This is a genomic window from Leptotrichia sp. oral taxon 221, from assembly GCF_018128245.1.
In the GTDB taxonomy this organism is placed as follows: domain Bacteria; phylum Fusobacteriota; class Fusobacteriia; order Fusobacteriales; family Leptotrichiaceae; genus JABCPH02.
This window is the reverse complement of record NZ_CP072378.1, coordinates 825,074-841,048: the sequence shown is the minus strand read 5'-3', so window position 1 is coordinate 841,048 and position 15,975 is coordinate 825,074. Positions and strand designations below refer to the sequence as shown.

At 33.5% G+C, this 15,975-nt stretch carries 6 protein-coding genes; all 6 read right to left on the bottom strand.

What is annotated here, in order from left to right; all coding sequences use genetic code 11:
• Positions 1-13 precede the first annotated feature (13 nt).
• Positions 14-799 carry a hypothetical protein gene (locus tag J4863_RS03675; RefSeq protein WP_211619113.1) on the bottom strand — a complete coding sequence of 262 codons (786 nt, stop codon included), beginning with the start codon at positions 797-799 and terminating at the stop codon, positions 14-16.
• Positions 786-2,066, bottom strand: coding sequence for a hypothetical protein (locus J4863_RS03670; protein ID WP_211619112.1), 1,281 nt, complete (start codon positions 2,064-2,066; stop codon positions 786-788). Before J4863_RS03670 ends, J4863_RS03675 begins: the two co-directional genes overlap by 14 nt.
• Before the next feature lie 193 nt (positions 2,067-2,259).
• Entirely contained in the window at positions 2,260-2,904 is a 645-nt protein-coding gene (locus tag J4863_RS03665) for an HIRAN domain-containing protein (RefSeq protein ID WP_211619111.1), read from the bottom strand.
• Between the two features lie 58 nt (positions 2,905-2,962).
• Positions 2,963-3,703: an HAD family phosphatase gene (locus J4863_RS03660; RefSeq protein ID WP_211619110.1), complete on the bottom strand. Its 741-nt coding sequence runs from the start codon at positions 3,701-3,703 to the stop codon at positions 2,963-2,965.
• Positions 3,704-3,866: 163 nt separating this feature from the next.
• Positions 3,867-6,905, bottom strand: coding sequence for a YadA-like family protein (locus J4863_RS03655; RefSeq protein ID WP_211619109.1), 3,039 nt, complete (start codon positions 6,903-6,905; stop codon positions 3,867-3,869).
• Entirely contained in the window at positions 6,899-15,721 is an 8,823-nt protein-coding gene (locus tag J4863_RS03650; protein ID WP_211619108.1) for a hypothetical protein, read from the bottom strand. Before J4863_RS03650 ends, J4863_RS03655 begins: the two co-directional genes overlap by 7 nt.
• Between the last annotated feature and the right edge of the window lie 254 nt (positions 15,722-15,975).

The following is a 15,975-nucleotide window of genomic DNA, read 5'->3' as shown; positions in this document are numbered from 1 at the left end:
CTTTACTAAAAAATTAAAAAACCCCAATTTCTCCTATTTTACTCGTTTCCTTAACATCAATCACGCCAAAATGCTCTTTCCAATAACATTTCACATCAAAATCAACAGGTACAAACAAATATTTCAAAATATTTATTTTACTTTTATTAATTGACGTACCTTCCTTATTTATATAAACAATTATTTCTGAATTTCTATTTCGATTCTGATAAATTATTGAATCTTTAAAAAAGATTTTTATTCCAACTTCAAAAATTTTACTCCATTGCCTATGACAAGAAATGAAATTATACAATAACAGAGAAATACTATTTTTGTCTTCTTCCGATAATTTTCGAAACTCTCTAGAAATTTCTTTTCCGTAAACTCCTTCTCGTATCTCCTCCGAAATTTTTTCCAAATAAATATCAATAATTGTCGTTCCAGAAATAAAATCCAATTTTTGTAAAAATTTCATTGTTACATCAAATATTTTTGAATAAATTTCCACATATATTTCCTTAATCTCATGATTATTCTCTAAATTAAATGGATTTTTCCTATTCTCTTTTTCTATTTCCTTCGCAAATTTTCCAAAACTAATAAATTTACCAAAATTATAATTAAAATCAGAAAATAAATCATTAAATCTTAGATAAGGATTTACTTCAATTTCAGTTTTCCTCTGCAAATTACTTTTATTTAAACATTCACTATTTATTTCCAAATACGGCGAAACTGCTTCACTCATTTTAAAAATCATCTTTTCATTCGAAAAAGCCCAAATGTATTGGAACCCTTTTTTATTAATATTCGCCATACAAAACCCCTCTGCAATCATATTCTGGTATTTTCAACTGAATTTCTGACAAAACAAAATTTATCTTATCAATAGAATAATCAGTTTTTTCATTAATTTTCACAAAGAAATTTATCTTATCTTTTTTCTTTCTTTTTTTATGTAAATCCTCAAACAATCCCTCATTATAATTGACAATTTCCATGTAAGTACTCTCTTTTTTATTAAAACTAATGTCAATCAACGAAATCTCTTCTCTTAAAAATTTATAATCTAAAAATTTCTTTTTAAAAAAACTCATACTTCTAAAATTATTTATACTGTCTTCTTGAATTTTTTCAATAAAACTTTTTTCATAATAATTCGTAAAATGAAAATATTCTTTATCATATTTTTCTGAATCAAGATTTTTATTAATTTCGAGCACTTTATTACAAGTTTCTATATTTTTTATCGCATAAATATTCCAAATCGTTCCATTATTCTTTTTAGAAATTATGTGCAATTTATTAGCATTTTCCTTTTCGATATATCCACATAAAACATCATTTTCCTCAGAATTTTTAACCAACATTGTCTCGTTTTCGGACATCTCTAAAACATATTCAAATGAAATATCCATCTTCACAGGTCTCACAAAAATCGTACTCATAATCTGTTTTTTCTCAATATTCCAAAGTAATTCATAACCTCTTAAAATATCATTCTCATTTCTTCCAAACTCATAATTTATCTCATATTTCTGATTTTGTATTCCATCTAAAATTTCTTTCGTCATTTCAAAATCATAGTCAACTAATTTTACTTTATACATCCGCATAAAATGTGCCATATTCAGCGTTTTCCATTGCCTACCATTCAATTCAAACACTTCCCAAAGCCTTTTTACCTCTTCAAAATATCGTTTATCTCTCTCAAAACTTACCTTAACTTCAAAACTTTCATTTTCAATGTCAATCCAAGCTAAAAATTCCTCTTCTTCAATTTCCGCTATTTTATCCAAAGAAAAATCCAAATACACATTTTCTAAAAAAATATCCTTTCCCATCTCTTTATAATCATTTCGAGATATTACAGGAAAAAACGCCTCATTAAACTTGTAACTTTCTTCCTTTTTCACCAAAATCGTTTCTAAAAAAATATCCTTTTTCTTATTTTCAATTCCATTCAATAAATTTTTCTTAACCTCAAAAAATCGCTTATTTACCTCATTTTCCATTTCAAAAAATAATTCTCTAATTGTCTTCCCCAAGACTTCCTTCTCAATTCCCTCAATTTTTTCTCTCAAATTTTCACCCTCTTTTATTAAATTTTAATTAATTTTATCATACAAAAAAATATTTTTCAACTAAAAATTAAAATTTATTTAAAATTATTAAAATAAAAAATCGAGAGTAACACTCATAATTTGTGTAAATATATAAATCTAATATAGAATTTTTTACACAAAAAGTTTTCACTCTCGAAATCAATTAATTAAATCAGTCTATCAAATATATTTTCAAAGCTACCTCATCATCAAATGGAATCGGAATAGCAACTATCTTTTTCCCAGCATCTATAAGCCTTGCAATTACTTCATTATGCTCAGTCGGTAAATATCCAACCTTTTCTTTATTCTCATTATAAACTGCAACAGCATTCAATGCAACGGCATTAAATTCACGATACAAATCCAATTTCACAGAATCTTTTATTTTCAATGAAAAATTTCTAATATACTTAGTTCCTGCTAAATAAGTGTCCAATAAAAATATTTGTTTCGATTGATTTATATACTTATCCAACAAAATTTTAGCATATTCAAACATTATTTCTTTTCCTAATTTTATTTGCTCTTCAATTCCATTCTTTTTATGAATTAGTAACATTCCATTTCCTAAATCAAAAGTATTTATTGCATAATTTCTCTGCGTTTTCAATAATTCAAAATAATCCATCATTTCTTCAAATATCATCACTTCTTTTTGAGTAATTTGAAAAGAACCCTTTTTCAATTCAACCGATGTTGTCTCAATATACGAATAATAAAATCTTCCATCAGGAAAAATTTCCAAATCGTAATTTCCACCATAATAAAGTCCTTCAAACTCAAGTTTTATCCCATTAAACGTATTAGACAGCATATTACATACCTCACCTTACTTTTTAAATTTATTTCAACTATCTTTCTTTATCTTATAATTATTTATTTTCTTCCAATATTTTTACATTTGCATCCAATTGATAAATAATATCTTTTCTTTCAACAATTATCTTCACTTTTTCCTTTAATTTCTCATTATTCTTTATTTTTTTAAATAATTTTTTCGCTGGATTTATCGCAATTGCATTCTCAACCGCTTTAAACATCGTCAAATCTCCAGTTGTATCTCCATATGCAAACGATTTTTTCAAATCAATATCATATTTTTTACAAAATTCTTTAATCGCTTCCTTTTTACTCTTTTCATCCCACATTGGCTCAACTTCGCCTGTAAAAACGCCATTTTCATTCACTTTATAAATTGACGCTCTATAGTCATCTGCTCCATATTTTTCAGCTAATTTTGCAACTAAAAAATCTGGACTTCCAGAAATGATAATAACTTTATGACCCTTTCCCTTGTGATATTTAAGTCTATCTCGCGTGTATCTATAAACTTTATCTCCCTTCAATTCCATAACTCTTTTTGCCACAAAATCCATTTCATCTTTATTAAAATTTTTCAACGCTTCCATATAAGTTCTAACCAATTCATCTAAATAATCATCATAATCTCCAGTTCGATTTTCCCATTTCAAAAATTTCTCTTTCACTTTTGATTCCCAACTCATCATATTAATATATTCATATTTCAAAAGCATTTTAAAATGCTCAATCAATAACGAATCCCTGTAAATAGTTCCATCAATATCAAAAAAAGCTGCTATATTTTTACTCATAAATTCCCCTTTCATAAATTACAATTAATAAAAATTATCACTATAATTATAATACATTAATTTTATAAAAACAACTCAATAATAGAAAAAAGTTATTAGATTGACTTTCATCTTTCTAATAACTTCATTCTTTTTATTCTGATTTTATAATTTTTAGAGATTATTATCTTCTATTTTTCAACTCTTGAACTTCTTGCATCAATTGTTTAATCAATTCAGAATTTTCTCTATTTTTACTTGCTTCTTCTTCAAGTTGTTTTTTCAATTGTCTACTGTAACTATCTTTTTGTTGTTCCAATAATGTTACCATAGATTTTAATCTATCTAATTCGTTAGGCTCTACATCTCTCTTACCGAATTGATATCCCATTCCTAAACCTACTGTTACATCATTTTTGTTATTTAAACTTGCACTTGCTTTATAAATGAATCTTCCACCATCTGAAATTCCACTAAATCCTAAAGCCATCGCTCTACCATTTTTATAAGCTCCTCCAGCTACTGCTACATTAAATCTATTAGCTGCTGCATCATTTATTTGTGGTAAGTTAGCCATTGCCGCTACTCCTGCGATTCCTGCTGTCAAGTTATCATTTACTCCTGCTAATTCTGCTCTTGTTGCTTTATCAGCTGTTCCTGCTATTACAGCATTGTAAACTTGTCCTCCAGTTACAACATCTCTACTTGTTGGTGTTATATCACCTTCAGCAATATTTGTAAGTTTCTTACCTCCACCATCAATTCCATTTGATGTTATACTTGGTCCACCGTTAATTGTTACTCCATCGTTATTTACAACTGTGTTACCCATTGTAACGCTTCCATTTGGTCCTAAATTTACATTTTCTGCTAATTTAACTTCCAATGTATCTGTACTAGATGCTACTACTCCAATATTTCCTGTAGTTAATGGTCCAGTTGCTCTTCCGACAACATTTAAGTTTTGTCCTAAATTACGTGTCAATGTAGTTCCATTATCATCAGTATAAGTTAGAGGATTATTTTGAAGATAATTATGCACTGTAGATCCTGTTACTGTATTATTATCTCCTGCTGCAATATTTCCAGTTCCAATACTATTTAACGTATCTTTCGTAGATTGTGATAAATCAACTTTGTAATCTGTAATATTGTTAGCATCTTTAGTTCCTGGTGTTACTGAAACAAAGCTACTTCCTCCTGAAACTGTCGTTCCATCTGCATCAATTTTATAAATTGTTTGTTTATTTGCTCCTTGTGTAGAAGTAACTGTTGTATTTGTTCCAGCTACTACTTCAGTTTTTGCTGCACCAATTGCCGTATTTAAGTTATTAACTGCTGTATCTAATTGGCTTACATTTACTGCATCTGTTGGAGCTACTCCTGCTGCTACATTTGTAATTTTGTTTCCACCATTGTTTAATCCAGCATTTGTCAAGCTTACTGTTGTTCCACCAGATGTAATTGTAATTCCGTTAGAACCAACATTTGTAATATCTCCAGTTGCATTTGTATAAGTGTTTCCTGCTGCTGTTGCTACATTCGAGTTTCCTGCTGCATCTGTCAATTTATTGCTTGTAGCAGTTGAAACATTAGAATTTCCTGCAACATCCGTAATTGTTGTTCCAGTTGGATTTAATACAGTTGTATTTCCTGCTGGATCTGTTGCTGTCACACTATTTACGCTCAAATCATCTTTAGTTGCAATTGAAATTGTCTTACCATTTTGTGTTACTGCGATATTCTTACCTGCATCAATTGTTACTGTTTCTCCAGCTTTAACTGCTTCAACTGATGTTCCAGACACTGTTCCATTTGATGCCGATGTTGTTACATTAAATCCTTGATTCAAGTAACCAATTGCATCATGCACAGTATTCTTACCAGTATTACCAATATTTGATGTTGTTAATGTTCCATCAGGATTTACTACTGAATTTCCGCCAATTATATTCGAAACACTTGTAGCATTTTTATACAATTGACTTCCATTAATAGCATCTTTACTTGTCGGTGAAATTAATCCATCTGCTATATTTGTCAATTTACTTGGGTTCGTAGTAGTTCCATCTGCATTTAACAAGCTATGATTAATATCAGTAGGATTTACAGCCACTGCTCCTGGTAATGGATTTCCATTTGCATCCACATCTGAAGCTTTGTAATAATTTCCATCATTTGCTTTTACAACCTTATCTCCTGCTGCATTTGTATATACTACTGGTCCGTTATTTACAGCGTTATTAACTGTATTTTTCAATTGAGTTACATTTACTGCGTCTGTTCCATTTACACCAGGTGCTACATTTGTAATCGTATTTCCACCATTGTCTAATCCATTTTTTGTCAACGATACTGGGTTTCCTGCTGCTCCATTATTAATTGTAATTCCATTTGGTCCTACTTTTGTAGTATCTCCTGAAGCTGATGTATAAGTTGTTCCTGATGGCGTTGTAACTGTTGTATTCCCTGCTCCATCACTTATTGTCAATCCTGTTTTATCAAATTTATTATTTCCAGCTGTTACACTGTTAATATTAATATCATCTAACAATGAGTATGTAATCTTACCATTCGCTGCTTGTTCCACTTTCAAGTTCTTACCTGCTGCCATATCAATTACATCTCCTGGATTAATTACTTCATCTCCTGTTGATGATCCTAATGTTCCTCCATTTGCACTTGATTTCAATGTAAATCCTGATTTATTAATTGCATCGGCTACACTTCCTGCTGTTACTACTTTTCCTGCATCTGCTGTACTTGGTGCAGTTACTGATCCATTTGCTCCTGTTGTCAATGTCGTAGTATCTAGTCCTAATGTATACGTAGTCGTCTTAGTTCCGTCTGAATCTGTTGTTGTCGTTGGTGTCAATGTTAATCCTGTTCCTGTTGTTGCTACTTCTGATTTATCTGCATTTACTTTGTAAATTGTTTGACCATTTGTTCCTGTACTACTTGTTACATTTGTATTTGTTCCACCTGCTACTTCTGTTTTTGATGCTCCTGTCGCTTTTGTCAATTGATCTACATTTACTGCATCTGTTCCATTTTTCCCTGCTCCAACATTTGTTATTGTATTTCCACCGTTATTTAATCCTGATGGTCCTAATGTTACTGGACTTCCTGCTGCTCCATTGTTAATTGTGATTCCACCATTATTTAACGTAGTATCTCCAGCTTTTATACTTCCTGCTGCTCCTAAATCTACATCATCTAACAATGAGTATGTAATCTTACCATTCGCTGTTCCACTTTCAAGTTCTTACCTGCTGCCATATCAATTACATCTCCTGGATTAATTACTTCATCTCCTGTTGATGATCCTAATGTTCCTCCGTTTGCACTTGATTTCAATGTAAACCCTGACTTATTAATTGCATCGGCTACACTTCCTGCTGTTACTACTTTTCCTGCATCTGCTGTACTTGGTGCAGTTACTGAGCCATTTGCTCCTGTTGTCAATGTTGTAGTATCTAGTCCTAATGTATACGTAGTCGTCTTAGTTCCATCTGCATCTGTTGTTGTCGTTGGTGTCAATGTTAATCCTGTTCCTGTTGTTGCTACTTCTGATTTATCTGCATTTACTTTGTAAATTGTTTGACCATTTGCTCCTGTACTACTTGTTACATTTGTATTTGTTCCACCTGCTACTTCTGTTTTTGATGCTCCTGTCGCTTTTGTCAATTGGTCTACATTTACTGCATCTGTTCCATTTTTCCCTGCTCCAACATTTGTTATTGTGTTTCCACCATTATTTAATCCTGTTGGTCCTAATGTTACGTTGCTTCCTGCTGGATTTGTAATTGTTACTCCTCCATTCGAAATCTTCGTATCTCCTGTTGTTACACTATTTAACGAGATATCATCTTTCAAGCTATATGTGAATGTTCCTCCTGTTTGGTCTACATTCAAGTTGTTTCCTGCTTGTAATTTTACTGTATCTCCTGGTTTTATCAATTCATTTGCTACTGTTCCTGATGTCGTTCCTGTTCCTGTTTTATCTGCTACTACATTCCATCCCGAACTGTTTACTGCATTTTGGATTGCATTTGCCACATCTCCTGCTGTTGCATATGTATTTCCTCCTGTTGTTGGAGTTACTACTGCTGCTCCTGTTGGTGACGTTGTTGTTGTTAATCCTGATTGCGCTATTGTTACTTCTACTTTATTTCCTGTTGCTGTCGTAGATATTCCATTGCTTCCTGTGATTTCAAATTCTAATCCACCATCTTTATTCAAGTTTTGTTTTCCTGTCACTGTTCCATCTGCAGCTTTTAAGTTAATTGTGTTATTTCCTAACGCATTTATCGCATCTGCTACTGTTTGTGCTGTTACTGCTTGGTTTCCATTTCCTGTTGGTACAGTGGCTTTTCCTCCTGTTGAAGAATTTATTGGTGTTGAATTTGTCAATGTCAATGTTGGTGTTGTTACTCCACCGTTATTGATTGTTGTATTTCCTGCTGTTACGCTTCCGGCTGTTCCTAAATCAATGTTATCTTTAATATCGTATACAACTTTTCCATTCGCATCTACTGAAGCAACTGTATTTTTACCATCTTGGAAATCTAATCCATCTGATAATGTTGTTGTTTGATTATTAGCTCCATTCGCTTTATACGTCAAGTTTGTATTTTTTGCTATTGATGCTGTATCTACCTTCAAGTCATAATTTGAATGTCCGTCAGTGCCTGTTGTTTCTACTACTGTTACTGATTTGTCTGCTGACGTTACAGTTGTTTTTGCTGCTGCAACCGCATCACTTACATTCGTTTTACCTGTTCCACCAATGTTTGCTCCTGTTGTATTTATAGCTCCTGTTGTTGGATCTACTGTTGTTCCTCCACCAATTGCATTTGCTACTGACGTAAAGTCTGTGTTTACAGTATAAATTGTTTGATCGTTTGCTCCTGTTGTACTTGTTACAGTTACATTTTTACCTGCTTGTACTTCTGTCTTCGCTGCTTTTACTTGTCCATAATTTGCTGCATCATTATTATTTACTCCAGGTGCTACATTCGTTATTGTATTTCCACCATTATTTAATCCTGTTGGTCCTAATGTTACGTTGCTTCCTGCTGGATTTGTAATTGTTACTCCTCCATTCGAAATCTTCGTATCTCCTGTTGTTACACTATTTAACGAGATATCATCTTTCAAGCTATATGTGAATGTTCCTCCTGTTTGGTCTACATTCAAGTTGTTTCCTGCTTGTAATTTTACTGTATCTCCTGGTTTTATCAATTCATTTGCTACTGTTCCTGATGTCGTTCCTGTTCCTGTTTTATCTGCTACTACATTCCATCCTGAACTGTTTACTGCATTTTGGATTGCATTTGCTACATCTCCTGCTGTTGCATATGTATTTCCTCCTGTTGTTGGAGTTACTACTGCTGCTCCTGTCGGTGACGTTGTTGTTGTTAATCCTGATTGAGCTATTGTTACATCTACTTTATTTCCTGTTGCTGTTGTAGATATTCCGTTGCTTCCTGTGATTTCAAATTCTAATCCACCATCTTTATTCAAGTTTTGTTTTCCTGTCACTGTTCCATCTGCAGCTTTTAAGTTAATTGTGTTATTTCCTAACGCATTTATTGCATCTGCTACTGTTTGCGCTGTTACCGCTTGATTTCCGTTTCCTGTCGGTACAGTGGCTTTTCCTCCTGTTGAAGAATTTATTGGTGTTGAATTTGTCAATGTCAATGTTGGTGTTGTTACTCCACCGTTATTGATTGTTGTATTCCCTGCTGTTATGCTTCCTGCTGTTCCTAAATCAATATTATCCTTGATATCATACACAACTTTTCCATTCGCATCTACTGAAGCAACTGTATTTTTACCATTGTTAAAGTCTAATCCATTTGCTAATGTTGTTGTTTGATCATTTGTTCCATTAGCTTTATACGTCAAGTTTGTTCCTGCTGCAATTGAATTTGTATCTACTTTTAAGTCATAGTTTGTGTGTCCGTCTGGATCTGTTGTTGGACTTACTGTCACTGAACCATTTTTTGATGTAACAGTTGTTTTAGCTGCTGCAACCGCATCACTTACATTTGTTTTACCTGTTCCACCAATGTTTGCTCCTGTTGTATTTATAGCTCCTGTTGTTGGATCTACTGTTGTTCCTCCACCAATTGCATTTGCTACCGACGTAAAGTCTGTATCTATCGTAATTTTATTTCCTGATTGAGTAATACCAATATTTTTACCAGCATCAATTGTTACTACTTCATTTGGATTAATGTCCTCAACAGTTGTTCCACTTACAGTTCCTGTTGATTTTGATGTTGTTAATTGCCATTTGCTATTTGCAATCTTGTCATCTAATTGACCAACATTTACTGCATCTGTTTTATTTGTTCCTGCTCCAACACCTGTTATTGGATTTCCACCATTATTCAATCCTGTTGGTCCTAATGTTACTGGACTTCCTGCTCCATTATTAATTGTGATTCCACCATTATTTAATGTAGTATCTCCTGCTTTTATACTTCCCGTTGCTCCTAAATCTACATTATCTGACAATGAATATGTAATCTTACCATTTGCTGCTTGTTCTACTTTTAAGTTTTTACCTGCTGCCATATCAATTACATCTCCTGGATTTATCACTTCATCTCCTGTTGATGCTCCTAATGTTCCTCCATTTGCACTTGATTTCAATGTAAATCCTGAATTATTAATCGCATTTGCTACATCTCCAGCTGTTACCACTTTTCCTGCATCTGTTGTACTTGGTGCAGTTACTGATCCATTTGTCCCTGTTGTTAACGTTGTTGTATCTAATCCTAATGTATACGTTGTTGTCTTCGTTCCATCTGAATCTGCAGTACTTGACGATGTCAATGTTAACCCTGTTCCTGTTGTCGCAACTTCTGATTTATCTGCATTTACTTTATAGATTGTTTGTCCATCTGAACCTGTTGTAGTATGCACATTTGTATTAGTTCCTGCTATTACTTCTGATTTTGCTGCTTTTACTTGTCCATAGTTTGCTGCATCTGTATTATTTACTCCAGGTGCTACATTTGTTATTTTGTTTCCACCATTATTCAATCCTGACGGTCCTAATGTTACTGGACTTCCTGCTGCTCCATTATTGATTGTAATTCCACCATTGTTTAATGTAGTATCTCCTGCTTTTATACTTCCTGCTGCTCCTAAATCTACATCATCCTTAATATCGTACACAACTTTTCCATTAACATCTACTGAAGCAACTGTATTTTTACCATTGTTAAAGTCTAATCCATTTGCTAATGTTGTTGTTTGATCATTTGTTCCATTAGCTTTATACGTCAAGTTTGTTCCTGCTGCAATTGAGCTTGTGTCTACTTTTAAGTCATAATTTGTATGTCCATCTGCATCCGTTGTTGGACTTACTGTCACTGAACCATTTTTTGATGTAACAGTTGTTTTAGCCGCTGCAACTGCATCACTTATATTTGTTTTACCTGTTCCACCAATGTTTGCTCCTGTTGTATTTATAGCTCCTGTTGTTGGATCTACTGTTGTTCCTCCACCAATTGCATTTGCTACCGACGTAAAGTCTGTATCTATCGTAATTTTATTTCCTGATTGAGTAATACCAATATTTTTACCAGCATCAATTGTTACTACTTCATTTGGATTAATGTCCTCAACAGTTGTTCCACTTACAGTTCCTGTTGATTTTGATGTTGTTAATTGCCATTTGCTGTTTGCAATCTTGTCATCTAACTGACCAACATTTACTGCATCTGTTTTATTTGTTCCTGCTCCAACACCTGTTATTGGATTTCCACCATTATTCAATCCTGTTGGTCCTAATGTTACTGGACTTCCTGCTCCATTATTAATTGTAATTCCATTATTATCAATTTTTGTTCCACCGTTTGTTGTTATACTATCTAATCCTGTTAAATCTTTTGCCAATTCAATATTCAATGTGTCAGTTCCATCTGCTTTTACTGCGATATTTCCTGTTGTTGTTGCCCCTGTTGCTCCACCTTTTACGTTTAATTTTTCTCCTAATTTTCTTGTTACATCTGTTCCACTATCTCCTGCAAATGTTAACGGATTATTGTTAATTAAATCTGTTTTTGCATTGTTTATCGCTGTATTTACAGTATCTCCTGTTACTAACTTGTTATTTCCTGGTGTTACTGTTCCTGATGTATCTACTTTCAAGTCATAAATTGTATTTCCATCTGTTCCTGCACTTGATGTTACACCTATTGAATTATCTGATGATTTTACTTCTGTCTTAGCTGCTTTTCCTACATTTGTTATCGCTGTTGCTAAGTCTCCCGCTTTTACATAACTATTTGGATCAGTTGTTGAAACTGTTGTTCCACTTGTAGTCAATGATGTATTTTTTACTGCTACTGTGTAGTCTGTTACGTTATTTGTTCCTGCTGCTGATGTTACTGTTACTCCATCTCCTGCTACTACATTTGCTCCTTTAGCATCTACTGTAAATGTAGTTTTTGTTGTTCCATCTGTATTTGTTGATGTTGACGTTGTTACACCAGCTATATTTGTTCCAGCCACTACATCTACCGAATTTCTCGCAATATTATTTATTACACCTTTACCAGCATTCGTAATATTACTCAAATCTTTATTTGCTGCATCTAATTTCGTTATATCTACTGACAAGTCATAAACATCTTTGTTTCCATTTGTTGATTTACTTACTACAACTGAATTATCATTTGATGTCACTTCTGTCTTCGTGCTATCTACATACGTTTTATTAGTTGCATCTGTTCCTGCTGTTGGTGCATTGTTAATCGTTACTTTATCTGCTGTTACTGTCGGTGTTGTAATTCCACTATTGTTAATTGTTGTATTTCCACCATTTGTTGTTATGCTGTCTAACCCTGTTAAATCTTTTGCCAATTCAATATTCAATGTGTCAGTTCCATCTGCTGTTACTTTAATATTATTAGCTGCTGTTGCCCCTGTTGCTCCACCTTTTATGTTTAATTTTTCTCCCAATTTTCTTGTTACATCTCCTCCAGCATTATCTCCTGCAAATGTTAACGGGTTGCTAACTGCTTTATTTATTGCTGTATTTACAGTATCTCCTGTTACTAATTTAGTATCTCCTGCTGCAACTTTTCCAGTTTTATCTACCGTAATATTGTAAATTGTATGTCCATCTGGTGACGTATTATCAGCTGTTACATTTATTGAACTATCTGGCGATTTTACTTCTGTTTTCGCTGCATTAGCTGCATTAGTTATTGCATTTGCAACATCTCCTGCTTTTGCAAAATTATTATTATTTCCAGCTGTTACTGTTGTTCCATTTGTTGTCAATGTTGTGTCTTTTACTGCTACTGTGTAGTCTGTTACGTTATTTGCTCCTGCTGCTGATGTTACTGTTACTCCGTCTCCTGCTACTACATTTGCTCCTTTTGCATTTACAGTAAATGTCGTTGTCTTTGTACCATCTGCATTTGTTACTGTGTTTGAAGTTACATCTTTTACATTCGTTCCTGCCGCTACATTTATTGATTTAGTTGCAATATCGCTTATTACACCTTTTCCAGCATTATTAATGTTACTTAAATTTTTGTTAGCTGCATCAACTGATAAATCATAAATTGTATTTCCTTTCGCAGGATCTGTACTTGAAGTCACTGTCACTGAATTATCTGTTGATTTTACTTCTGTCTTAGCTGCATTTACTTGACTTACATTTGCTGCATCTGTAGGATTTACACCAGGCGAAACATTTGTTATCGTTTTATTTCCAGCATTAATACCATTATTATTAATTGTTACAGGTCCTGCTTTAAGACTTCCATTTGGTCCTAAATCCACATCTTTTTTCAATGAGTAAGTATATTTCTGAGTACCTGTTGATGTTTCTTGTTTTATAGATAAATTATCTCCTGCAATAAATTGTACTTCATCTCCGGGCATAACTTGAGTAGAAGAAGCTGTTCCAACTAATTCCCCACTTCCAGTTTTTCCAGCATTTCCTTTCCAAGTTTTCCCAAGTTCATTTGCTACTGCAAATAATTGTGAACCATTGATTGCATCTGTTGAATCTTTAGTAACTCTACCTGCTGCAACATTTTGAATTTGTCTTTCATTTCCAGCTGTTCCAACTGAAACTGCTGATTGTGGATTATTTCCTGCAAATGTTCCATAAGTAATAGATTTTGAACTTGGCGGTGTTATTGTTGCATTTGAAACTGCTGTAACTGCTTTTGTTGCAGAGCCTGAACCTAAAGCTACATCTCCGTTTGCAGTATTTGCTGATGTTCTATTTCCAATAGCCATTGAATCATCTTTGCTTGCTTTTGAACTTTGACCAATTGTTATTGCTGCTTTCCCTGTCGCTTCAGAATATGAACCAATAGACACAGAGTTATCAGTATATGCTTTAGAGTTTGTACCAAGACTTACAACATTCTGTACTTTCAAGCTTCCACCTGTAGTGTATAATCTAGTTGCATTTGTCCCCACTATAATATTGTTGTCACCTTCTACTCCACCAATACCTGCTTGGTTTCCTATTACAGTATTAGAACTTCCTTTTAAGCCTTTAGCAGATTGATAACCCATTGAAATATTTTGATTACCTTTTACTGCTTGACCTGACTGCCATCCTATAGCAGTATTACCTAATCCATCAGTATTCTGTCCTGAATCTGCTCCTATTGATACATTGTTATTATTTTTTACTCCAATTCCTGCATTAGCTCCCATTGCTGTATTATAGCTTCCTGTTACACTTTTTCCTGAGCCTGAACCAAATGCAACGTTATAATCTCCATTACTAGTTTGACCTGAACTAGTTCCTAAGAAAAGGTTGTCTTTTCCTCCCATTCCTTTTCCTGCTTCAGATCCTATTGAAACGTTTCGAATATCAGTATTATTTGAAGAACCTGCCACTTGAGTTTTTCCTGTTTCTGTTTTATACCCAATTGCTATATTTTGCATATTATTTGCATTAGAACCACTACCTAACGCAATTCCATCAGAACCTTTTGCACTCGCTCCATTCCCAATTGCTACTGCACTTGATCCAATTCCTGTTGAACCACCAATACTTCCAGTACCTATTGCCACAGAATTTGCTGTTAATGATTGAGAATTTGTTCCCATTGCTATTGTATTATCTTCCGTTGATCCTGTATTACCAGATTTTGAATTCAACCCAATTGCTATAGAACCTTTATTGTTTGCTTGTGACCCATATCCTATTGCTGAAGCAGATTCTCCAACTGTTGTTACCTTTGTCCCTATTGCAATAGCCGTTGCTCCTACTGAACTTGCTGCCCCACCTATAGCAATCGAACCTTGTCCATCTGAAGTCGCTCCTACTCCTAATGCTGTAGAAAACTTACCTGAGGCTTTTGTTTTAGTACCAAATGCTGTAGCCAAATCTCCTGCTGATGTCGCTTGTACTCCCACTGCTATTGAGGCTTCTCCACTTGCCTTTGTTTGAATCCAACGATCTGTACCTGTACCAACTAACGGAGCTCCTGTTAATGAACTATAAAGAGTCCCTACTGTTCTATTAGCTGCATCTAAATCATCTCCTCCAATTGCTATCGATGATGATCCACTTGCAACAGTATCTCCACCTATACTGATAGACTGATCTCCTGTTGCTTGAGCACCTCTATCATTTTGAATATTTCCTCCAATTGCTACTGACTGTCCTCCTGAAGCTTTTGAGTTATAACCTAAAGCTACTGCCGATTTATTCAAAGCATTAGAATCTTTTCCTATAGCTATAGCTCCCTCTTGAACAGATGTTGAATCTTTACCCAAAGCTATTCCATAAGCACCACTAACTTTTGAAGATTTACCTATTGCTATTCCCTCTAAATTTCCAGATCCTATTAACGAAGCACCTGTCGGTGTAACAGATGATCCACTTGTTGAACCTATTGTTACGTTTGCTTCTGCATTCTTAGTCGCAACCATCTCTCCCGCAACTACAGTCGTAGCCAACGACGCTACTTTTGCTACTTTATTAAATACTACTTTTGATATTTTTTTCTTGCTTTTCTTTTTCTTTGTGTTTTTCATTTGACCTCCATTGTAATTATTTTAGAAAAGTTACTCTATCATATATTTTATAAATGATAGCCTTTTTAGTTCTTTATTTATTTTTGATTTAAACTCCTCATATATTAATTTTATAAATTATTTAGAGAATACTTTTTTATTCTATTTAGTACTATTTTTTTCTAGACTATATTATACCTTATTTCTTACGCATTTACAAGAATTTTTTTTATATAACATCTGTTTTTTTTCGTTTTTTATCAATTTTTGTCATT

Coding starts and splice junctions, on each gene's coding strand:
- J4863_RS03660 (WP_211619110.1), bottom strand. CDS start 3,703: ATGAGTAAAAATATAGCAGCTTTTTTTGATATTGATGGAACTATTTAC.
- J4863_RS03650 (WP_211619108.1), bottom strand. CDS start 15,721: ATGAAAAACACAAAGAAAAAGAAAAGCAAGAAAAAAATATCAAAAGTA.
- J4863_RS03665 (WP_211619111.1), bottom strand. CDS start 2,904: ATGCTGTCTAATACGTTTAATGGGATAAAACTTGAGTTTGAAGGACTT.
- J4863_RS03675 (WP_211619113.1), bottom strand. CDS start 799: ATGGCGAATATTAATAAAAAAGGGTTCCAATACATTTGGGCTTTTTCG.